At 63.4% G+C, this 21,300-nt stretch carries 21 protein-coding genes and 1 tRNA gene; 15 read left to right on the plus strand and 7 right to left on the minus strand.

Going from position 1 to position 21,300, the window contains the following annotated elements; all coding sequences use genetic code 11:
* The first annotated feature begins 20 nt into the window (after positions 1 to 20).
* Positions 21 to 572, plus strand: a complete 552-nt coding sequence (locus SM191_RS13485; RefSeq protein WP_307003009.1) for a TetR/AcrR family transcriptional regulator — start codon at positions 21 to 23, stop codon at positions 570 to 572.
* A 92-nt stretch (positions 573 to 664) separates the two neighbouring features.
* Positions 665 to 2,770: a TonB-dependent siderophore receptor gene (locus tag SM191_RS13490; protein WP_341506644.1), complete on the plus strand. Its 2,106-nt coding sequence runs from the start codon at positions 665 to 667 to the stop codon at positions 2,768 to 2,770.
* Here the strand turns inward: SM191_RS13490 and SM191_RS19870 are convergent.
* The 6 genes from SM191_RS19870 to SM191_RS13515 form a co-directional block, all read right to left on the minus strand.
* Positions 2,747 to 3,151, minus strand: a complete 405-nt coding sequence (locus SM191_RS19870; RefSeq protein WP_373461698.1) for an IS3 family transposase — start codon at positions 3,149 to 3,151, stop codon at positions 2,747 to 2,749. The two genes, SM191_RS13490 and SM191_RS19870, sit on opposite strands and share 24 nt — an antisense overlap.
* Before the next feature lie 66 nt (positions 3,152 to 3,217).
* The gene (locus SM191_RS19875; protein WP_445949858.1) at positions 3,218 to 3,457 is read right to left on the minus strand and encodes a transposase; all 240 of its coding nucleotides are present in this window, start codon (positions 3,455 to 3,457) and stop codon (positions 3,218 to 3,220) included.
* Between the two features lie 288 nt (positions 3,458 to 3,745).
* Positions 3,746 to 4,801, minus strand: a complete 1,056-nt coding sequence (locus SM191_RS13500; RefSeq protein ID WP_341506645.1) for a tyrosine-type recombinase/integrase — start codon at positions 4,799 to 4,801, stop codon at positions 3,746 to 3,748.
* A gap of 89 nt (positions 4,802 to 4,890) precedes the next feature.
* Positions 4,891 to 5,046, minus strand: coding sequence for a hypothetical protein (locus SM191_RS13505; RefSeq protein ID WP_341506646.1), 156 nt, complete (start codon positions 5,044 to 5,046; stop codon positions 4,891 to 4,893).
* A 75-nt stretch (positions 5,047 to 5,121) separates the two neighbouring features.
* Positions 5,122 to 5,901, minus strand: coding sequence for a hypothetical protein (locus SM191_RS13510; protein ID WP_341506647.1), 780 nt, complete (start codon positions 5,899 to 5,901; stop codon positions 5,122 to 5,124).
* 194 nt (positions 5,902 to 6,095) lie between these two features.
* Positions 6,096 to 6,665: a hypothetical protein gene (locus SM191_RS13515; protein ID WP_341506648.1), complete on the minus strand. Its 570-nt coding sequence runs from the start codon at positions 6,663 to 6,665 to the stop codon at positions 6,096 to 6,098.
* Between the two features lie 87 nt (positions 6,666 to 6,752).
* On the opposite strand from SM191_RS13515, the gene SM191_RS13520 reads away from it, so the two are divergent.
* From SM191_RS13520 to SM191_RS13580, 13 genes are all read left to right on the plus strand, one after another.
* Entirely contained in the window at positions 6,753 to 7,406 is a 654-nt protein-coding gene (locus SM191_RS13520) for a hypothetical protein (protein ID WP_341506649.1), read from the plus strand.
* 213 nt (positions 7,407 to 7,619) lie between these two features.
* A complete protein-coding gene (locus tag SM191_RS13525; RefSeq protein WP_341506650.1) occupies positions 7,620 to 8,150 on the plus strand; it encodes a hypothetical protein in 531 nt (176 codons plus the stop codon).
* Entirely contained in the window at positions 8,147 to 8,965 is an 819-nt protein-coding gene (locus SM191_RS13530; protein WP_341506651.1) for a hypothetical protein, read from the plus strand. The genes SM191_RS13525 and SM191_RS13530 overlap by 4 nt, the downstream gene beginning before the upstream one ends.
* On the plus strand, positions 8,962 to 9,744 hold the full coding sequence (locus SM191_RS13535) for a hypothetical protein (protein ID WP_341506652.1): 783 nt from the start codon (positions 8,962 to 8,964) through the stop codon (positions 9,742 to 9,744). The genes SM191_RS13530 and SM191_RS13535 overlap by 4 nt, the downstream gene beginning before the upstream one ends.
* 3 nt (positions 9,745 to 9,747) lie before the next feature.
* On the plus strand, positions 9,748 to 9,909 hold the full coding sequence (locus tag SM191_RS13540; protein WP_341506653.1) for a hypothetical protein: 162 nt from the start codon (positions 9,748 to 9,750) through the stop codon (positions 9,907 to 9,909).
* A gap of 4 nt (positions 9,910 to 9,913) precedes the next feature.
* Entirely contained in the window at positions 9,914 to 10,495 is a 582-nt protein-coding gene (locus tag SM191_RS13545) for a hypothetical protein (RefSeq protein ID WP_341506654.1), read from the plus strand.
* Positions 10,496 to 10,627: 132 nt separating this feature from the next.
* Positions 10,628 to 12,265, plus strand: a complete 1,638-nt coding sequence (locus SM191_RS13550; protein ID WP_341506655.1) for a hypothetical protein — start codon at positions 10,628 to 10,630, stop codon at positions 12,263 to 12,265.
* Positions 12,262 to 13,452, plus strand: a complete 1,191-nt coding sequence (gene dcm, locus SM191_RS13555; protein ID WP_341506656.1) for a DNA (cytosine-5-)-methyltransferase — start codon at positions 12,262 to 12,264, stop codon at positions 13,450 to 13,452. Before SM191_RS13550 ends, dcm begins: the two co-directional genes overlap by 4 nt.
* Complete coding sequence (locus SM191_RS13560; RefSeq protein ID WP_341506657.1) at positions 13,449 to 14,765, plus strand: protein NO VEIN domain-containing protein; 1,317 nt, start codon at positions 13,449 to 13,451, stop codon at positions 14,763 to 14,765. Before dcm ends, SM191_RS13560 begins: the two co-directional genes overlap by 4 nt.
* 240 nt (positions 14,766 to 15,005) lie before the next feature.
* Positions 15,006 to 16,760 carry a hypothetical protein gene (locus SM191_RS13565; protein WP_341506658.1) on the plus strand — a complete coding sequence of 585 codons (1,755 nt, stop codon included), beginning with the start codon at positions 15,006 to 15,008 and terminating at the stop codon, positions 16,758 to 16,760.
* The gene (locus SM191_RS13570; protein ID WP_341506659.1) at positions 16,757 to 17,374 is read left to right on the plus strand and encodes a hypothetical protein; all 618 of its coding nucleotides are present in this window, start codon (positions 16,757 to 16,759) and stop codon (positions 17,372 to 17,374) included. Before SM191_RS13565 ends, SM191_RS13570 begins: the two co-directional genes overlap by 4 nt.
* Positions 17,371 to 19,785: an AAA family ATPase gene (locus SM191_RS13575; RefSeq protein WP_341506660.1), complete on the plus strand. Its 2,415-nt coding sequence runs from the start codon at positions 17,371 to 17,373 to the stop codon at positions 19,783 to 19,785. The genes SM191_RS13570 and SM191_RS13575 overlap by 4 nt, the downstream gene beginning before the upstream one ends.
* Before the next feature lie 91 nt (positions 19,786 to 19,876).
* Complete coding sequence (locus tag SM191_RS13580) at positions 19,877 to 20,983, plus strand: hypothetical protein (protein WP_341506661.1); 1,107 nt, start codon at positions 19,877 to 19,879, stop codon at positions 20,981 to 20,983.
* A gap of 218 nt (positions 20,984 to 21,201) precedes the next feature.
* Here the strand turns inward: SM191_RS13580 and SM191_RS13585 are convergent.
* Positions 21,202 to 21,278, minus strand: a tRNA-Met gene (locus tag SM191_RS13585).
* Positions 21,279 to 21,300 lie beyond the last annotated feature (22 nt).

Raw genomic sequence — 21,300 nt, forward strand, 5'->3', positions numbered from 1 at the left:
TTATGCAACGGAGTTTTCGCATGTCGGAAGGACGATCGCGGCCAAACGATCCCGACCGGCGACGGCGTATCGTCACCGCGACGCTGGATGTCATCGCCGAACATGGCGTATCGGGCACCACCCATCGCCGGATCGCGGCGGCGGCGGCGGTGCCGCTGGGTTCGGTCACCTATTATTTCGCGTCGCTCGAAGAACTGTTGACGACCGCCTTCACCCAATTGGCCGAGGAGAGCTCCGACGCCTTCCGGGCCCGCCTGGCCGACGCGCAGGACCGCGCCGGGGCTCGCGCGGCGATCATCGACATCATCGCCGGATCGGTCTGGGCCGAGCCCCGCACCCTGTTGCTCAGCTACGAACTCTACGCCTTCGCGGCCCGGCACCCGTCCGTGTCCAGCGTGATGCAGGGATGGATGAACAACAGCCGGGCCGCGCTGGAACGCTTCTTCGATCCGCTGACGACCCGCGCGCTCGATGCCCTGGTCGAGGGGATCGGAATCCACAACTCGATCGATCCCGACCCGCTGGATCGCGATGCCATCACCGAGATCGTGAACCGCATCACAGGCGATTGAGGACCGGCGGAGCGGCGCATAACCGCATTCTTCATTGCGATTCGTTATCAATATCACTAATCGGCCCTCAAAGATTCCAAGGGGACCGCATCATGAAGCCCATCATCCTGGCCGGTACGGCGCTGGCCGCTCTGGTCGCATCGCCCACTTGGGCAGCCGCGCCCGACGATCTCGACCGCCGCACCCCCGCCGGGGTCGAAGCCGACGAACAGCGCGAGATTCTGGTCGAAGGACGGCGGGATCAGGCATTCGCGGGCACCAAGACCGAAACGCCGCTGATCGAAGTGCCGCAACCGCTCACCGTCATCCCCGATGATGTCTATCTGGCGCAAGGTGCGATCAACATCGCCGACACGGTGCGCTATGCCGCCGGCGTCAATTCCGACGCCTATGGCCGCGACACGCGCGTCGACAGCTTCACCATCCGCGGGGTCAATGCGCTGCAATTCCGCGACGGGATGCGCGACATCTTCAGCTATTATGCCAGCATCACGTCCGACCCCTATAATTTCTCGCGGGTCGAGGTGGTGCGCGGCCCCGCCTCGGTGCTGTTCGGGCAGGGCTCGATCGGCGGGATCGTCAACCTCGTGTCGAAGACGCCGTTGTTCACCAACAGCGCCGACATGAGCCTCGTCTATGGCAGCTATGACCGCAAGGAGGTGCTGGCCGACGTCAACGGGACGCTGGGCGATACGCTGGCCGCGCGGATCGTCGCGCGGGTGCGGGATGCCGACACCTATGTCGACCATGTCGCCGACGACCGGGTGATGATCGCCCCGTCCGTCACCTGGCGACCGGGCGCACGCACCGACGTGACGCTGCTGGGCCTCTATCAGAAGGACCATAGCGGCTCGACCGCGAACTTCCTGCCGATCATCGGCACGCTGCGCGACAATCCCGGCAACCCGCGCCTGCCGCGCTACCTGTTCGTCGGCAAGCCGGGTTACGACCGCTATGACGGGCAGCTTCTTCAGGGATCGGGCCTCATCACCCATCGCTTCACCGACGATCTGAAGCTCAGCCTGAAGGCGCGCTACATCGACAGCGACCTCGACTATTTTACCCATTATACCAACAGCTACGGCAATCCGACCAACCCTTATGTGCCGGGCAGCAACGGACGGCTGATTCCCCTGATCGCGGGATCGTCGGTCGCGCGGCTGAACGTCTTTTCCACCGACAACAATGTCCAGTGGCGCTTCAACACCGGCGCGGCGGTGGAGCACACCCTGCTCGCGGGCGTCGATTATAGCTGGAACCAGGTCCGCAAGAGCGACAATTACGACTTTTCGCAGGTCATCGACCTGTATGACATCGACTATGCGTCGATCGTCGAGCCGCCGCTGACCGCACCGTTCACCCGCGACACGCAGAAGCAGCTCGGCCTCTATGTCCAGGACCAGATCCGACTGTGGGACCGCGTCTCGGTGGTGCTCGGCGCACGGCGTGACCATGTGCGCACCGCCAGCCTCAACACGACGAGCGGCGCGATCAGCCGAACCACCGACGCCGCCACGACCTTCCGCGCCGGCATCATCGGTGACGTGGGCGCGGGCCTGTCGCCCTTTTTCAGCTACACCGAAAGCTTCCAGCCGGTCGCCGGCCAGACCAGCGCCGGCACCCCCTTCCGCCCGCAGACCGGCCAGCAGTTCGAGGGCGGCGTGAAGTGGCAACCCGACCGCGCGACGCTCGTCACGCTCACCGGCTTCAGCATCAAGGAGCGGAACCGCCCCGTCCCCGATCCCAGCAACCCGCTCGGCCAGATTCAGGCGGGAGAGCTGACCACCCAAGGGTTCGAGCTGGAGGCGACGCGCACCCTGCCCGGCAATTACGACCTGTCGCTTGCCTATGGCTTCAACGACGTGGACGGCGATACGGGCGAGATCGGTTATCTGTCGCGCCATACCGCGTCGGCCTGGGGCACGAAGACGTTCCAGGGGGACTGGGCGACGCTGCGACTGGGTGCGGGCGTCCGCTATCTGGGACAACAGGTGTCGGGCAATGCCGCCTGGACGATCGTCACCCCGGCACGCACCATGGTCGACGCGCTGGTCGAGCTGGAGCGCGACCGCTGGCGGTTGCGCCTCAACGCCACCAACCTCCTCGACAACCGCGGCTATGCCTCCTGCCTCGCCCGCGGGGACTGTTTCGTATCGGCCCCGCGCAACGTGATGCTATCGCTGGGATATCGGCTCTAACCCCGTCTTGGCCTCACCGGCCTTGCCCCCGGTGGCGGCTTGACCGACATGGAGTGCGAACGACCTGCGCCGGTTGAGTTCCTGCGGGATCGCCATCGGCGCTCGCGTGCTCAGCGCCCGTTTCCGGCCGCCAGGCTTGCGCACCGTCAGCAGTTCTTCGCGATACAGCCGGTACACCTTCTTCCAGTTCATGCCCTTGCCCTCGCGCCTGAGCAGGATCGCCAGCCGGCAATAGCCGAACCGGCGACGTTCATTCGCGATCTCGCGCATCCGCTCGCGGACAGCATCGTCCTTCCCGCGAAGCGGCTCATATTGCCATGCCGACCGATTGACCCCGATCAGCTTGCAGGCGCGAGGCTCGGAGGAGCCGTGGTCGGCCATCAGCTTCTCCACCGCAGCGTAGCGTAGCGATCAAGAGACCGGGTCAGCTTTTTCCCAGCAGATCCTTCAACGCCGACACGTCCAGCATCGACCCGCCAACAGCTTCTTCAGCCGACGGTTCTCGTCCTCCAGCGTCCGCAACCGCGCCGCCTCCGACACGGTCATTCCGCCATATTTCGCCTTCCAGCTGTAGAACGTCGCATCGCTGATGCCGTGCTTCCGGCACAACTCGGCGGTCTTCACGCGAGCCTCGTGCTCATGCCGCCCGCCTATGATCTGATCCTCGGTAAAACGGCTTCGCCGCATCGCGCGTCTCCCTGACGAGCTAACTTACCAATGGCATGATTTCTGGGGAGCAGGTCAGGCGACCGAGAGCGGGGCGGCGGAAGGCGTATATAGGCAAGCGTAGGAGGCCCGCCGGCCGGACCTGATCTCGGTTGCGAGTGGGTCGAGCGCGCTGTTGGCGTGAACGCCGGGAAGCCCGCGAGGTTGTGTGACTTGGCGGGCGTATATGTGGTGGGATGGTTGCGGGGGCAGGATTTGAACCTGCGGCGCAATTATCCTTCGTCCTGATCGGGCGTTTTACAGGGCGTTTTACAGGTTCGGATATCCATCGTCGTCATCGCTGTCCGGATCTCCGGTTGACCAAGCATCTGGATCCACGCCCATCTTGTCCGCGATCTGCTTGGCAAGTTCGGTCATGACACGCTTCTCGTCGACGTAGCGACGTCGAATATCCGCCACCTTCTTCTCGGACCATCCTACAATGCGGGCGATCTGCTCGTCCGTGAGACCAGCCAGTGCAAGCCACGTCACGAAAGTGCCACGCACGTCGTGCAGGCGCTTGTCGATCTTGGCTTCCTTCTTCGTACGATTGAAGATCGTGCTGAATCCATCCCGCGTCCAGGAATTGCCCTTCGAGTTGAAAAGCACGGTCGCCGGCGGCTTCTTCCGCCGCTTCGCCCTGCTCTTCTTCCAGTCTTCTTCCTGACGCGCCCTGATTCGGGCCAACAGATCCTTGGTCTGTGGCAGGAGCGGTATAAGGATGCGGCGCTTCCGCCCGCTCTTCTCGGTCGTCCAGTCGATCGCATACTCGCCGATGACTGACCAGGGGAGTTGGACGAGGTCGCCACGGCGCAGCCCGGTCAGGCTGCAGAGCTCCAGACCGTCAAAGACGTGGGGGGCGGCCAGCTTCTTGAAGGCCTTGATGTCCTCGGGCTCCCAGATGACATCGGCGCGGTGACCACCGTCATAGAGCCGGTCGAAGCCATCAGCGATGTTGATCGTGACCTTGCCGCGCCGCATCGCCCAGTTCAGCACCGCTCTCATTGCTTCCATAGCCATGTCGGCCTTGCGCGGGTGCGCAGACATGCTGTCTCGCCACTCATAGAGGTCTGCACGCATCTTATGGTTGCTGAAGGCCTTCAGGGTCGCCTTCCCGAATTTCGCTCGCGCTGCTTCCAGATGACTGCGATACCCCGCCGCCGTCCTTGGCGACAATTTCGCCCATTTTGGGTTCTTATCGGACATGTACTCGTCGAGGAGACCGGAGAAGGTATTTTCCGGGCTCCTGGCTTCCAGCCGAAGTTCCGCCGCGCGTTCGACCATCTTGCGCGTCGGCGTCGGACGAACACCGGTGGATCGGTGCACGCACGGACCGCCACGCCATGCGTAGACGTACCATACGACCGGCTTACCGGGCCGCAGGCGCGATCTGACTATGTGAAGTCCTAGATTCATCACCAGTCACGCTGACGGCGCCATTCTGCATAGTCGTCCACCTGCCGCGGCGTCGCGGATCCCGGCGCGAGGATCCGGATCACGCCCCGCGCGTCGAGTTCCAGCCCGCCGATCTCGACGCCAGCTTCCATCGCGGCTGCGACCGTGCGCTCCACCACCGCCCTTCCGGGATACCTGGACTTCCTCTCTGCCATCACTGCCTCCAGATCACCGACCCAACCAAATGGTGCCTACGCCGCCGCAGCCAGGCACGATCGGGAGGAGGTCCACTCATCGACGAGCGACTGCGGGTACCGATCGACTCCGCCGAGGCGACGCCGGGCGATCGGCTCCGAGAGCAGCAGGACCCCATCGTCGAAGTCGACGCTGACGCGATCCTCGAAGATCAGGCATCCCAGCGCCGCCACCGCGTCTTCGATCTCGACCCTACCCTCCGACACCGCGCGGATCAGGCAGTCGCCGAGCGGTCGGCTACGCCATCCGCTATCGATCTCGGCCAGCACATGCGCCCGGGCCGCCACGGAAGCGCCCATACTGACGCAGCAGGACAGCCAGAGCAGCGATCCTGCACGGGTCCAGCTGCGCATCTCGTCGGTGGCGACGCCGTGGGCGATCCCCAGCTCCGCACAGCGAGCCGCGGCTCGCGTCGCCATGGCGGCGGCGAGGCGGTCGTCCTGGTAAAAGATATTGAGCGCCTGCGTCCGCGTCCTGCCGCCCGCCGTTCCGATCACGAGCATATCGGGCATGTCGTCGGCGACGCTCCCCTGCCCACGGCTGAAGGACCAGCCAGGCGCAATGCCCGCGGCGTCCGTGATAGCGACGAGCCCCGGGTTCGCCTCCAGCTCGAGGCGGACGGCGAGATGCAACGGGGTTGCGTACTGACACGACTGGCCCGTCCTGACGCCTTTCATATGGAAGGTGCCATCTTCTTCGACGACTGCAGACGGACCGAGGGCAAGGCAGCCACGGCCGGTTTCGACAGACGCACTGAGCACTTCGATGCTGTACATACGGATTCTCCAGACATGGGCCGCCGTTCGCGCCGATCGGGCGCGTCTGATCAGGCGGCAGGAAGACCACCATAACGAACATTTGAGGAACAGTTTCCGGATGGACTACATTTTTGTCGGCAGTCTCATCCTGAAATGACTACCTCAGGTGCATCCTACCGGGCAAAAGCACCGGCTTTTCAAGGACCGGGGTGTCATTCCGCATCCTTCCTATCTTCGATGGTGACGTTCCAGAAGGGGCTCTGACCCGCCGCCAGCCACTGCTGGCGAAAGGCTTCGGCCACAGCCTTGCCATCGTCCGTGATCATCCACCGGTGCGCTTCGCGATCGTGCCGCACCTCGTCCTTGCCCTTCTCGATGTCGGACATCTTCTTCAGCAGTGGCGATATCGAGGTTCTTGCAACCGCTTCCTCCAGCACGTTCACCGCTGCCGTCCATGCGATGATGTAGCTCACCGATGCCCCCTCGGGGCGATCGTCGAGAGCCAAAAGCACGAGGACACGATGGGTGATCTTCGGCACCTTCTCCTCTGCCTTAGCCTTCGCAAGGCCTTTCCTCCCCCTGAAGGCGACCACCTCACCGATCGTTGACGGGGTCGCTGACGCGCGACCGCTACGCGCGAAGGCAAGGACCGCCCTCAACTCCGCCTCCTCCTGATCGAGGCGCATACGATCCTTTGGGATCCCAACCTCAAGCCGGTCGACGACGTCCTGGATCTCGATCGTGAGTCGCTGAGGAAGTCCGGTGTCCAATGTCTTCTCCATGTCAGCCGTATGCCTCGCAACCCTCACAGTAGTCAATTGAAAAATGACTTCGTCTAAAAATCCTTCTAACAGCCGAAAGGGTCCTCCATGCAAAAAGATTCCGAGATGATCGCGGACGCAATCTCCGACGTCCTGGATCTCACACGCCAGATCGATGCGGGAATCGCCATCGTCGACGATCTCCTTAAACGGCGCCTGGCAGCCATCGACCGCATGTACGCAGCTGCGGATCGGCAGGTTATCCTTATGGATGAGCAGCAGGTCCGTCGGGCCCTTAGCGGGCAAAGGTCGCCGTTCCTGCCGGAACTCGTCAGCCTTGCAGTGTACGAGGCGGGTGACGCCGGCGCGACGCTTCCTTTCATCGGTAGCCGACTGCGCGAAAGGCTCGGCGTGCGGGTCGACCCGGCCATTATCGAGAAGACGCTGAAAACGCTCAGCAACGAGGGCGTCGTGCGTGACCGAGGGACGCGCTTTTTTGCGCCGACCTCCAACCTGCTCAGGGCGACCGGTGATAGCGCGCCGACGATCAAGTCACTGATCGTCGAAGCGATGGAACTCGGTGACCGCACGGGCATCGCCGTAGCGAAAATCCGGGACATGATCGCCGAGCGACACGGGCGCACCATCCCTGTCTCCACGCTCCACCCGATCATGCGGCAGCTCGAACGAGCCGGGCGCGTGATCAAGGACGGTCGGAAATGGATGCTGGCTGAAAATGCCGATGCGTCATCAGGTGGCTGAGGGGCTTTCCGGATGGCGGTAATACGCCGGTGAGGCCATAAGATTGGGTGAGGCATTCCACCTGCCCCATCCTAAAAATAGGAGTCCTATCCAGAAATCCTCTACACAACAGGAACCAAATTCCTCTTTTCGTGATTCAGCATGCCGGACGAAAAGTCCTCTCATCCGTAAACCAGGGTCCGTCATCGTCACCCTTCAGTCGGAGCATGCATCATGCGAAATCTTCAGCTCGAGGCCGAGCTCGCGGCCCATTCCGAACATCGAGCGCCGCCGCTGATCTGGTGGCGCACTCTGCCCGCCAATGTCTTCATTTCCGAACGCACGATCGTCGAAGCCGCTGTCGCATCGGTGGTGACGGCCAGCCGGCTCGCTCCGCCCGACCTCATCGGGGCGATGCTAACGGCGCAGACTGAGGAGAAGACCGCCGTCTATAACAGCCTCGCCCGTCATTTTCTCGGGTTGGACATGATGAGCATGGGCATCCTGTGGGAAATTTCGGGCAGCAGCAGTGCACTTGCCGCCGCCGACTATGACCCGGTCGGGCTACTGCGAACGCTGAAGGGACTCAGCGAACCCTACATCTCCGCTCAGCCGGAGATTCGACTGTCCGTCGCGGCGACGTGGCTGGCCGAGATGGGCAGCTTGCTGAATGCGAAGGTCATGTCTCGCGTCGACTGGGTGAAGGCGCTTGGGGTGGACGGACGCGATCCGGAACCGGTTATGGACTGGGAGGAGGCGGAATGACGACCGGCAAGCGGACCAACAGGTCAACAGCCCTTGCGGTGCCGAAGCCGTTAGCGCTCGCCCAAGTAGGGGAACGCGCGTTAGTGGAAGCGGTCGGGTCGAGCGTCGATCTGTCCAGGGTGTCGGGAACGGACGGCGAGTTCGTCAGCCAGGATGGCGTGGTCCGCATCACCGGCCGCGGTTATACGACGAGCGGCGGCGTAGTGCCGGAAGCGGACATCTTCTACGCCAAGCAGGGAATGCCGCGCTCCCACGGTCCATGGCTCGGCGAGGCAGACAAGGTGGCGTGGGTCGACAAGGCGACGGGCCTGGAGTGCATCATGATGCGCGAACATCCGGAGGGCTTCCTGCGCGGCTTCGTCGGGGTGTCGTCCAATCATCCGCTCTTCGGCTGGGACCATGACGCGGTGCCGGCGAGCCTCGGGATCGAGGTGCATGGTGGATTGACCTACTCGCGCATCTGCGACGACGGCCCAAACCCTAAGCGGCGCCTGATCACCGAATTGCGCCGCATCTGCCACGTCGTCGTTGGCGAGGTGCCGTTGCAGCATGCGACCGATCATCGCGCTAGCCCGCACCAGTGGTGGTTCGGCTTCGACTGCAACCACGTCTACGACATCGTACCCGGCGAATCGCGCGGTCGCCAGAGCTCTGCGGGTGCGGGGATAAAGGCTATGTATCGTGATGACGGATATGTCGTGCGCGAGATCTACAACCTGGCGTCGCAGCTCGCAGCGATCCGTGACGGACGCTTGATCCCGGCCCGCGACGGGCCGCCGCTCCCGCCCATCGGCCTCGAGCCGAGGGCCGGATGATGGCGACGGCGCGGGACCGGCACCGGCCGGGTGAGCTGCCGTGGGGCTGGTGGCTGCGAGCCGCCGGTGTTCATTTCGAGGATGAGGATGGCCGCAAGTGGGGGTCGGTGCGCGACGCCTTCTGGCGGGGCGAGCTGGGCTTTCCCGACACGCACGCAGTCCGGGAGCAACTCGAGTTCCTGCTCCGGGTACTGCTGTCCATCGATATGGCTGAGCGCCATGACAGCGAACGACGGTTCGATCTCTTCCGTGGCAACCTGATTCTCTGGACTTTCTACATGTGCTGGCTCGGTACCGTCGGTCTGCTGCAGCGCGGGTCGACGGACGATCTAAGTCCCGAGGGTCAGTCGGTGCTGATGATGCTCCTGGCAACCCGCGACCCGGAGTGGGAGGATCTACCCATCGCGGACGTCATGGCGGCGGTGGTTGCGGCATCTTGCGATCCGTCCGATCGGGAGCGCGAGCAGGCGCTACAGAATTTCGAGCGCGAGGTTGGCTTTCGGCGTCATGTCTTCGCACGCGAGACGGTGGGTCAGTCGCAGGCGATCACCCTGACCTCGATGGCGAGCGGCAGTCCCACCAGAATGCCGACACGGCGCGTGGCCTGGTCGCTTGCCTTCGATGACGTAGCCGTGCGCGATGACCTGTTCGCCTGGATCGCGGCCAGGGTCGATCATTGGGACCACTGGGGGCGCATGGCCTACCGCCGGGGCAGTGACGCGTTCACACAGCATCTGCTCGGGCTGATCGTAGCGTCACAATCGAAAGATCGGACCTGACCGATGGCCATCATCATCATTCTCCACATGACACAGGTACATAATGCCGGATCGTCCAGTTGGCCTATCGTAAGCGTCGCCGCAATCGGATGCCCCGCCGACGATAACGATGACGATGAGCCAACGACGACGATGGATCGGGCCGTGCGCAGCTCATGGATTTGAACCGGTGACTGCATCGCATGCCAACGACCGCCGCGACGCCACCGTCGCGGCGGTCCACAGGGGGCCTGACGGCCAAACATCCCGTTTCTCCGATACCGAGCTCGAACTGCCCATCATCCTCGTCGCTGCGCTGGCTGCTGCGGGCATCTCGGTTGACGGCTTCATCACGCGATTGTCGAAGGGATCGATCTGGCAGGACGATGCCATCCGATCCGCCGACCGGACACTTGTCATCCAGGCGTATCTCGCATGCGACGGCTTTCGCGCCATCGTGCAGATCGGAAAGTCCTGTTGGTACCATTACCCATCCGACACAATCCACACCTGGGGTGTCATGCTGCCGGCCACGGTCATGGCCTTTCGCGACGTCCCACTGACGGCAATCTTGCGCCACCCGCTTCTCGACCCCTTACCCGTCGGCGTGCGTGCCATTCGCGACCTGAATGCCGCACAGCCAGCCCTTGGTGTCAGCATCCGCGTGCGGTCGCCAGTCGCGACATACAAGATCCCTGCCTCGCGATCGTCGACCAAGCTCCCCCGTGCGGGGTCGGTCAACGGGACCAACTGCTCGCAAGTAAAAAAATAATCGGAAATCCTGTTGTCGGTTCGTTCCTGTCCATCCTAGAATCAGGACGACGGCATCACAGCCGAATGAGGTAAAAGATGTCGCTTCAACACCTGCCCCTGCATCAGCAGCCCGCCACGATGGTCACCGGCCGTGCTTGACCTCGCAAGCCACATGGCCGGAGGGCAGACGTATAACGGTAAGACCCTCGCCGAACGCGTGGCCGGTCGTTTCTATACACCCGCTCAGTTGGCCGACGACCTCGCTGAACAGATGGTCGCCGCGTTCAAGAAGCAGAGCCTCACCAGGATCGTTGCAACGGATCCTTTCTGCGGAGATGGCCGCCTCGTCGTCGCACTGCTTTCCGCCGCGGCGCGGATACCGAAGTTGGCGAAGCTGCCCTGGACCATCGAAATGCGCGACCGCGAGGAAGCCGCTGCCAAGAGTGCGGCCGAGCGCGTACATGCGGCATCCGCCCGTCTCGGGCTCGATGTCGAAACCAGGGTGATAGTGGGCGACACCTTCACGGGCGATCTGTCCGCGCGCTTCGATCTGGTGATCACCAATCCGCCCTGGGAGTTGCTGAAGCCCGACACCAGGGAAATCAAGCACCTCTCCGCAAGCGGGGCGGAACGCTACAAGCGGCATCTCCGAGATTCGTCACGCGTTCTCGACGAGCGCTTTCCTGATGCGCGAGGCGAAGGTGCCTGGGGTGGATGGGGGACCAATCTCGCTCGATGCGGGTGGGACCTGTGCATGAGCATCACTCGGAAAGGTGGCGTCATCGGCATCATCCTTCCTGCGACGATCATGGGCGACCAGTCCTCCATCGGCATTCGCCGGAAGGCCCTGACAACAAATAATCTGGTGGACGTCGCGAGCTACCCGTCGGAAGCGAGGCTCTTCGAACGGGTCGACCAGCCCGTCGTCGCGCTCACCATGCGCGTCGGTCGACGAACCTCCTCGACCGGCCGGATACGATCGTTCGACGCCGATCGACTGCCTGCGGCCGAAGAGACGATATCGCTCGATCCTGGACAGCTCGAGGCACGTGGCTGGACGATTCCGACTGGGCGCCGTTCCGGCGCAGACGAACTCGCCGATAGGTTCATTGGCCTGGCGACCTTGCAATCCCTCGAAGGCGAGGGCGCATCCGATCTTTGGCTTGGGCGCGAACTCGATGAAACTCGGATCGTCGAGAAGGTGACATCCGGATCACGCCATCCGTTCATCAAGGGACGCATGATCGGTCGACACGGTGTGGTCGAACAACCGACGATGTCCGTTCGGCCCAACCTCTGCGTGGGCTTCCATTCCGCGGGTCGTCCGCGCGCCGTATGGCGCGATGTCGCTCGAGCCACCTCGAAGCGCCGCATGATCGGAACCGTCATTCCCGCCGGCTGGATCGCGGGCAATTCCCTTCATGTGGCATGTTATCGAGACGGCGATCTACGCCGTACCACGGCGCTTCACGCGCTGCTTTCCTCCTTCGTGGTCGAAGCGCAGGTCCGCAATCGGCTCACCACCGGCCATATGTCACTCGGTGTCGTGCGGCAGACCCGAATTCCCGACCTCGACGACAATCTGATCGAGCAACTCTCGACCTTAGCCAACCGTGTCCTGGAAGGGGGTGGCGTCGTCGCCGAACAGCGCCTCGAGGTAGCCGTGGCGAAGGCCTACGGTCTGGATCGACAGGACATGGCTCGACTGCTCTCCGACTTTCCCAAGCTCGAAGAAAGCGAGCGCGATGGCTTGACCAACAGCACTGCCTGGAACGAGTTGGCGTCATGATACCTAACCATCAAAGCGCAAAGCTTAGCGCGCTCGATCTACAATTCGCCAGAGCGGTTCCCCCGGGTGGCAACTGGCGGGACATCCCCGAGAGCGTGCCATCAGAACGGCTCGCACAGATCCGGGAAAGCTGTGCGGCAGGCAAGGGGTCGCGGTCCACCTATTATGGTCGGCTTCGTCCCGACGCGCCAAGCTACACGATCGGCACCTACTACACACGCCCTGGAAACGGATGCTTCCTGCACCCGGATGCATCCCAGGACCGTACCGTATCGCATCGCGAGGCAGCGAGGCTCCAGTCCTTCCCCGACGACTTCGTCTTCAGCGGATCGCAGCGTGCGGTCTGCCAGCAGATCGGCAATGCCGTACCCCCGCTCCTTGCGATGCAGATCGCCGAGGCTCTAGGAAGGCCCGGTGACATGGTCGATGTGTTCGCGGGGTGCGGCGGCTTGTCACTCGGCTTCAAATGGCAGGGTTGGAATACGCTTGCAGCGACGGACTTCAACAAATTCGCCGTCGACGCGTTCAACCAGAACGTGGCCCCGCTCGCCATCGTCGGGGACATGAACGACGATGGGGTGATTGAGCATCTCGCGCGAGCGACCGATGGTCGTGATCGCACCAAGCCGCTTGCGCTGGTCGGTGGGCCACCGTGCCAAGGGTTTTCCACCGGCGGCAAGAAGCGGTCGGAAGACGACGAACGCAACCATCTGCACGCCCGCTATTCCGCGCTCCTCGATCGCATGAAGCCGGACGTGTTCATATTCGAGAACGTTCTGGGCCTGCTGAGCATGTCGGGCGGCAAGTTCCTTCAGCGCATCCTCGCAGGCTTCGACAAGGCCGGCTACGACGCGCAGGTGTGGAAGATGAACGCCGCCGAGTTCGGGGTGCCGCAACGGCGGATTCGTGTCGTCATCGTGGGCGTTCGCCGGGGAGGCATGGCACCGCCACGCCGTCCGACCGAATGGTGCTCGCTGTCTTCCGCAGGCTTGCTGCCGGTGAATCTTCCAGTCACGGTGCAGGACGCCATTGGCGACCTGCCCCCACTCGCTGCCGGTCAGGACGGATCCGCCTTCGACTATGCGACCCCACCGTCATCCCCGTACCAGGCTCTCATGCGCGGCGAGATGACGCCGGCGGAATACCTTGCGGCGACGCGTGGACGAAGCGTGAAGCTGGCGGCATGATCCCGATCGGCAACCTTGCAGTATACGACAAGGCTCTCGAGGTGCTGAAGTCGGTAAGCGGGAACGGGTTCCGCGGCCGCGCTGCCCAGATATTCCTTGCGTGCAAGTACTACGGCAACCGGATTCCGCCGGTCGGATCGCCGGTTGGCATCGAATCGCGGCAGCTCCAGTATCTGCTGGACGAGCTATACAGCAAGCCGAGCCGGAGCACGCCGGATACGATCGCCATCATCTTCGACCGCGATCATAAGATCCCGACGGGAACGACCGGCGGCGTGCTGACCGTCCCATCCAACATATGGCGGAATAATCTCAACCTGCAGAAGGGTTTCGTCTGCTACGGCTCGATACCTGAAATGCAGACGTCTGGATTCGTCACCGCCTCTCGCAAGGTATGCCCGCACCTTCGCCCGCCCGGCACCCAGACATTGGTCGGCTCTCACTGCGCGATAAAAGGCACCCCGCCCAAGTATCGTGGCGAAGACAATCCCAAGATGTTTCGAAAGGATCCCGTCACCGGCGAATACACGGTCTACGATCCCACCGACACCGCATTCTATTCCGGGATTATCAGACCTGCCAGCGGAACGAAGCTGCCGATCGCAGCACTGATCGTCGCGCTATACTACGACAGCGTCCTGGCTGCTGGACGCAGTCATGTGGACGTGGGCGACTTCATCACCGATTTTGGCTTCACCCCTGCCGAAGCCTCGGCCTATTTCGACGACGATCCCGCTGCCGCGGGCCATCAGCAACTCCTCTCGGTCGCGACTGGCGCCAGCTGGACCCGGCTGGCAGTCGCTCCTGCCGCCCCGGCCCCACTCGTCACCTTGCCAGGCATGTCGCCAGTGCCGGTCCCAAAGGCGGCTGGCGCGAAAGGAAAGAAGGCACTGCCGCAACCCGCGTCCGTCGGCGCAACCACCTCACCGCCCCCGCCGGCGACCAGCGGTTGGTGGGATGCGCAACAGGCCGTTCGGCTCACGCTCGAGGCTGCTGGCTGGTCGGTGATCGACACGAGCGCCATGAAGGTCGGGTACGATCTCCAGATTCACAAGGCGGGCCAGATCAGGATGATCGAGGTCAAGAGCTCGGTCGGCACCTGCACCGCCTCCCTGACCGATCTCGAATATCGGCAGGCAGTCGCAGGACGTCGGAACTATGTCCTCGCGATCGTCGAGAACTACGATGCCAAGCTCCCGGCTGTCATTCAGTGGGTCGAGGATCCCGCTCACCTTCAGATGACCCAACGTCAGGTCGTTCAATACACCCTTCCTCGCTCCGTGTGGCGGAAACACACGTCCGCAATGCCTTGAGGGAAACGACAGCTTACAGGCAGCCTACTTAGGGATAATCCCTGAAGTCAGTCACTTCGATCACACGGACTTCTGCCCCCAGCTGCGCATTGGTCCCGCTTTGAGGATCACCAAAATCGGTTGCGACGTAGCAAAGGCAAACCATCCAGGCACCCAAAAACCATTGCGTCGTAAGAGGTTCATGCATAGCATCTAATTTATCCGGGTGACATTCGTCATGCCGATCAGGGGAGGCATGAAGTGGGTCTGGCACCCAGTGCGACCGACATCAGCGTGCGCCAAGTCCTAGAGAAGCTGGACGGCGAATTCGCTTCCACCGCGAAGGCGGTCGAAAACGGCGAATTCGCACTGTGGGTGGGTTCGGGTATTTCACGGAAAGCTCCCAGCCTAGGCGGTCTCATCGCAGCGGCTATGGAATACCTCCGAGTGCGGGCTGTCGATCCGACGACCGAAGCCGAATACATGCCCGCACTCGACGAGGCTCTACAGCTAGCCAGTACGGATCGAGCGAAAGTCGGCGCCGACCTCCACTCGGCGTTCGCGACATGGGGCGCCCGCGATGCGATCATTGACGCGCTCTGGAACAGCTATTCACGCGTCCTCGATATCCGCGTCGGTACCGAACCCGGCGACTTCATCCTCTGGACGGCGATCGACATCCGGCGCCAGTTCGAAAATCCGCCACCGCCTGCGGCGGCGCACCTCTGCATCGCGCTTCTTGTGCTCGAGGGTGCCGTCAAGACCATTGCGTCCGGTAACTGGGATGGCTTCATCGAAGCTGCCGTCGACCGTCTCGGCGGCGGCATTCCAGGAATCCTTCAGGTCGTCGTCGACCCGGACCATCTCCGCGATCCTCCCGGCTTGGCACGCCTGCTGAAGTTCCATGGATGCATCATCCACGCCGAGCAGGACGAGGGGCGATATCGCCGCTTTCTAACTGGCAGCCACACCCAGATCGCAATGTGGCCGAACAATCAGGACTTCGCCGCCATGCGGAACGAGGTGCTTGGGATCGCCACGAACCGCAAGACAATGGTTCTCGGCCTCTCGATCCAGGACATGAACCTGCAGGGCGTATTCGCCGCGGCGACGGGTATCAACAAGTGGCCCTGGCCATCCGCACCGGATGCCCCGGGCCACGTGTTCTGCGAGGAACAGATCACCCAGGGCCAACGCGACGTACTGCGGATCGTCTACGGCGACGACTACAACGGAAACGTCGCAACTATAAACGCAGCCAGCCACATGCGGGCGTGGGGCGAACAGGTGCTGGTGGCGTTGGTACTCAAGATGGTCGCCGACAAACTCAACTGCCTGATGGGGCTCGCGCTCGACGCTAACGGCAGAGGGGCACTCCTGGCTTCTCTTGCCTCTTCGGTGAACGCACTCCGCGACCAGATCGCCGACGGCGCCGTCGTCGATGCAACCGATCAGAGCCGTACGCCCGCCGTTAACAAGGGCATCGCTCTCTGGTCACGCGCAGTGGCCGTCTTCCGAGGTGGGCAGCTGCCGCAGGATCTGGCAGCCTACGAGCCGATCAGTCCCAACACCATCGGCCTGCTGGCAACGGATCAGAACGCTCGGGCCAGCAGGCTCGGACATCTCGCCATCGTGGTCGCTCTGCTGGAACATGGCCGGATGACAGCGCAGTGGTCGCTCGCATCACCAGCGGACGATGATCTTTGCGCTGGCGTCGCCTCGCTTCAGGCGAATCGCGCCGGAGCTCCGGTCCGCCCCGTCTTCCTTGTGAAGTCGGCATCGGAAGCTATCCGCCTCCAGGCCGACGGCGCTTACGCAAATGACAACGCCCTCGTCATCCACTCCGACGACACTTGGCATCTCACGACGGCCTCTCGCTCGAGTAGGTCGCCATCAAGTGCCCCGGGTCGGACGGGATCGCTCACCCCCTCACACGTGAGCGTGGAGAGTCTCCTCCGCGCGTCGGGCGACATCGACGAATTGCGCGCGTCGTTCGCTGCCGAGGTCCTGCTATGACCCTATCGCCCCTGATCGCCGCCATCCGCCAGCGCCTCAACGACGCTGGATACGACGACCTGCCGACGCCGTTCAGGATGGCTGGCGTCGAGTTCCAGTTCACCGGGGCGCTCCGCGGTCGGCACGGCCGGGCCCTCGACCTCGTGCTTCTTGTCGACACCACGGCGGGATCGTTCGGCGACAGCGACGGCGCGCGCGTTCGTGCCAGGATTCAGGCACTGAGCCGCGCGCTCGACGTCACCGCGTCGCGATATGTCCTGACGGTCGTGCTTGCCGGGGCGACGCTCCCCGGCGACGTCGAGGCGCTGGCGGACATCGCACGCGTCTTGCACATCGACACGCTGCCCGTCGACGAAGCGGGCGATCCGGACTTCGATCGCCTGGAGGACAGCATCCGCGTACTGCTGCCCCTGTCGATCCCGCAAGCCGCCGCTGACGAACAGGACGGTACCGCGCAGGAACAGCTGGAGAAGGCGTTGAAGAAAGTCGTCGACGGAGCGACAATCAACACCATCATGGACGCAGCGGAGCGCGGCGACGAGGCCGTGACCGACGCGATCGCGAGCCTGATCGATGCGGCGCTCGTGAAACGGAACGAGGAGGAGAAAGCGTGACCGACCTTCTTCTCAAAGAGCTGGACGTCACCGACTTCCGCAGCATTCGTGGGCGCGTACACGCACCGCTCGACGCTCAGGTCGTGCTCGTGCATGGCGAGAACGGGGCCGGCAAGACGAGCCTTCTGTCGGCCATCGAGCTTGCTCTTACGGGAGGTGTCCAGTCGCTTCGGCGGGCAGACCCGGACTATGCGTCGCAGCTTATGCACCGCTCGGCAACACAAGGCAGCGTGTCGGTCACGACGGCGGGGCCCGGCACCGCCAGATACGGCGCGACGCTGTCGCCCACTGGAATTGCGACATCGACCTCCTTCGACGCGACGCTCGCGTCGTTCTTCAGCGAGCGCAGCTATCTGCCGCAGGCGTTGCTCGGGCAGCTTCTGCAGATCTATCAGGATTCGGGAAGCGGAGCGGATTCCCCGCTGGCGAAGTTCGTTGGAGAATTGCTACGCCTGGATCGCCTTGACGCCATCGAAACGGGTCTGAAGCCGCTCGGGGACGTGCGCAACGTCCGCAAGATCGTTGATGGCTGGTCGGAGAACGAGCTTGAGAAGACGCGCCTTGACGCGCTCATCAAGGACCAGAAGCTCACGCTGCTCCAGATCATCGAGGACATCGGCATTCAGATGTCGGGGATCAAAAAGGCAACGGACGCACTCGAGCTCGTCGTCGAGCTCGACGACCGCAAGCTGGACGCTATCGAGCAGGCGCTTTCGTCGACGGACGACGAACAAGGCCTTGGAGCGATCACCGATCGCCGCCGGGAACTGGAATCAATTCGACGGGAGCTCATGCGGGCGGCAGGCACGGGTGCAGTCGCAGCCGTCGCGGCGGAATCATCGTCTGACGCGTATGAGCACTGGGTCGCGATCTATTTGGAGCGCTACTCGGCGCTTCGCTCGAAGATCGAGGCGATCCTCCCCACCACGTCGATGCCTGACGACATGGCGGCTTTCGGCGACGCCGCGATCCGCCACCTCGCGCTTCACGCCGACCAGGCAACGTCGCGCGCGAGCAAGGCCAAGGCCAGCTCAGAGCGGCTCGCCACCGCCAAGAGCGAGATCGAGGTAGCGCGATCGCGCCTTGCGGCCATCAGCGGCGAGATGATGGGAATCTCAACGTCAGCAGGCGGCCTCGCCGCCATTCTGTCAGAAGTGACGGCCTTCATCGACGGCGATATCTGCCCCGTCTGCGATCGCGACTATGCCGAGCTTGAGGCCGGCGCGCTTATTGAGCACGTCCACGACAAGGTGCGGCGCTTGTCCGCCTCGGCCCAACGTCTTCTGGAACTCGGGCGCACGAACGCGCAGGCGCAGGCGCTCGTCGAAAGGCTCGAACGAGAGATCGCGACGCTGACCGATGCGATCCCGGACGAGCGGACGCTAGCCGATCTCGACCGTGCAGCCGCCGATGCGGCTTCAGCTCGCGCTGAACTCACCGACATTCTTGACGCGCTGAAGGAAGGGTCGCGCCTGCGCGCCGCTCGAGTGGCGGTGCAGCGTGCCGTCACCGAAGCGCAATCGCGCAGCGTGGCGCTGGCCGCGGCCCGCCAGACCCTGTCCGACTTCGCGGCGGCCGTTGCGACGAGGCCCATCGCCGATGGCGAGGACCTGGGCGTGGCGGCCGACCGGATCCAGTCCCTCCTCGATACGGAAGACGCAAGGCTAGAGGGCAGGTTGTCGCTGCGACGCGAGGGCCGCAGCGCCGTTGCGACGATCCGCTCGCTTCAGTTGCGGGCTGACCGTCTATCGGACGAACTCAAGCAGCATGAGGCGACGCTCAAGATCGTCACCGAGGCGCAACAGCGCGCGCAGAAGGTCAGGGTGCAGGGAATGAAGATCCGCGATGCCGTTGACGCGATCCGTTCGAGCATCATACGACGGGAGTTCAACGACCGGCTCAACCGTCTCTGGCGAGACCTCTTCGTGCGCCTTGCGCCGGGCGAGCCGTTCATTCCGGCGTTTCGGATCCCGGACGCGGACACGCAGCGCATCCAGCCGCGCCTCGTTACCGATCATCGCGCCGGAGGCGCTACTGGCGGTACGCCGGGCGCGATGCTCAGCGCAGGCAATCTCAACACGGCGGCGCTGACGCTATTCCTGTCGCTCCACCTATCGGTGCCCAAGACGCTCCCTTGGCTGATACTCGACGATCCCGTCCAGTCGATGGACGACGTCCATATCGCTCATCTCGCTGCTCTCCTGCGTACCCTATCCAAGGAGCATGGACGGCAGATCGTCATCGCCGTCCATGATCGCCAACTCTTCGAGTATCTTCGCCTGGAGCTGAGCCCCGCGTTCCCGAATGACAGCTTGCTCACGCTCGAGCTGGCCCGTGGGCCACGTCAGGACACGCGATGCCTGTCGCGGCGGTTCAGCTTCAAGGAGGAAACGTCGCTGCTCGCAGCGTAGACGGGGATGCGCCCGCGACGAGGCGCAGAGATAGAGACGGCTACATCAAGGCATGCCATGTGGCCGCTAACAGACAGGGGCGACCGAAGGGATGCAGGTATCGACGGCGACACGGAACGCGGGCAGGCCTGACGACCGACAGTTAGCCACGCTCGACTTCCGAATCCAGGACCCGGCCGCGGTGCCCGGCTACAGCCGTGACAGGCCGGATATCCGACTCGAGCCCACCATCATCGGCCACTATGACCTTCGTCCAACCGGTGGCCGCAAGCGCCTGCAGGAGGAGCCGTACTTCTGGTGTTGCCACTGCCAGAAGGACAACCATTGGTCCGGCTTCGTCGTCACCAATCAGGGCGGTCGCAGCTACTCCGTCGGCAAGGACTGTGCCACCAGCCACTACGGCGTGGAGTTCAGCCGCACCCGCCGCAACTTCGCCGACCTTACCAGCCGCCAGGGCGTCCTTGAGCGCCTTGAGCGGATCCATGCAGGAGCTCCCCTACTAAACGCCGAGATGAGCCGCATTCTGCAAGGGCAGGCACTCGCCGCCATCGACATGAAGCGCAAGGAGATCGAGAAGGCGAACCCGAATGCCGCCTACCTGCTCTCGACGGCCGCCAATTCCGGGGTTGACCTCTACGAGGACGTGCAGGTCCGCGACGCCGCAGCGGAGCGTAAGCGCGCAGACCGTCTCGGCGACCGCGATCCGAAGACGCCGATCTGGCGTAGCGAGCGAAGCCGCCTGGGTCCGCTCGAGGGCGCGGCGCTGGTGCGGACGCAGTTCGACTGCCGCGATCGGCTCATCGCGCTTCGTTCGGCCACCCAGAAGGCGAACGCGGCGTGGCGGGACGACACGAACCGTCTCACCACGGGCGAGCTGACGAAACTGGTCAAGAAGGTGGAAGAAGCGCACGCTCAGGCGAAGGCAGGACTGGCCGAGTATTCGCAGGCGACCGCCTTCTTCTCGCCGAGAAACCTCGACCGCATCTCGCGCTGGGCGGCGGGACGCCGCGACTTCAGCATCGTCGTCACGGACCGAGGCTTCGCCTTCCGCTCCCCAGATGAGGAGGATGTGCGCATCATGCCCGTCGAGATCGATCCCATCCCCGAGCTGTCAGATTTCGGCCCCGACGTCGCTTCGATGCCTGTGGCACCGACGAGTTCGGTCATACCACACTGCGCCACCGGGAATGTCCGATGACGTCGTACATCCAACCCAGCACAAGGGTTGATCGGTGGGTGCGACGCATCGCCGCAGTCAACCATGGAAGCCATCGATACTTTTACAGGTGGGAGGCTAACCCATTGATCTTGCACTGCGCTAAACAGCTATATTTTACACCTACAAGGCTCGACGGCTCGCTCGAAAAACAAACACGAAAAGCCCGCTAAGTCGTTAGACTTGCGGGCTTTTCGGATTGGTTGCGGGGGCAGGATTTGAACCTGCGGCCTTCAGGTTATGAGCCTGACGAGCTACCGGGCTGCTCCACCCCGCGCCGAATTTGGGATACGGTGGAA

This window comes from Sphingomonas sp. 2378 (assembly GCF_038084995.1).
GTDB lineage: Bacteria > Pseudomonadota > Alphaproteobacteria > Sphingomonadales > Sphingomonadaceae > Sphingomonas.

Bases quoted from the DNA above. Each gene is read 5' to 3' on its own strand.
- SM191_RS13485 (WP_307003009.1), top strand. From the start codon at position 21: ATGTCGGAAGGACGATCGCGGCCAAACGATCCCGACCGGCGACGGCGT.
- SM191_RS13490 (WP_341506644.1), top strand. From the start codon at position 665: ATGAAGCCCATCATCCTGGCCGGTACGGCGCTGGCCGCTCTGGTCGCA.
- SM191_RS19870 (WP_373461698.1), bottom strand. From the start codon at position 3,151: ATGGCCGACCACGGCTCCTCCGAGCCTCGCGCCTGCAAGCTGATCGGG.
- SM191_RS19875 (WP_445949858.1), bottom strand. From the start codon at position 3,457: ATGCGGCGAAGCCGTTTTACCGAGGATCAGATCATAGGCGGGCGGCAT.
- SM191_RS13510 (WP_341506647.1), bottom strand. From the start codon at position 5,901: ATGTACAGCATCGAAGTGCTCAGTGCGTCTGTCGAAACCGGCCGTGGC.
- SM191_RS13515 (WP_341506648.1), bottom strand. From the start codon at position 6,665: ATGGAGAAGACATTGGACACCGGACTTCCTCAGCGACTCACGATCGAG.
- SM191_RS13520 (WP_341506649.1), top strand. From the start codon at position 6,753: ATGCAAAAAGATTCCGAGATGATCGCGGACGCAATCTCCGACGTCCTG.
- SM191_RS13525 (WP_341506650.1), top strand. From the start codon at position 7,620: ATGCGAAATCTTCAGCTCGAGGCCGAGCTCGCGGCCCATTCCGAACAT.
- SM191_RS13530 (WP_341506651.1), top strand. From the start codon at position 8,147: ATGACGACCGGCAAGCGGACCAACAGGTCAACAGCCCTTGCGGTGCCG.
- SM191_RS13535 (WP_341506652.1), top strand. From the start codon at position 8,962: ATGATGGCGACGGCGCGGGACCGGCACCGGCCGGGTGAGCTGCCGTGG.
- SM191_RS13540 (WP_341506653.1), top strand. From the start codon at position 9,748: ATGGCCATCATCATCATTCTCCACATGACACAGGTACATAATGCCGGA.
- dcm (WP_341506656.1), top strand. From the start codon at position 12,262: ATGATACCTAACCATCAAAGCGCAAAGCTTAGCGCGCTCGATCTACAA.
- SM191_RS13560 (WP_341506657.1), top strand. From the start codon at position 13,449: ATGATCCCGATCGGCAACCTTGCAGTATACGACAAGGCTCTCGAGGTG.
- SM191_RS13570 (WP_341506659.1), top strand. From the start codon at position 16,757: ATGACCCTATCGCCCCTGATCGCCGCCATCCGCCAGCGCCTCAACGAC.
- SM191_RS13580 (WP_341506661.1), top strand. From the start codon at position 19,877: ATGCAGGTATCGACGGCGACACGGAACGCGGGCAGGCCTGACGACCGA.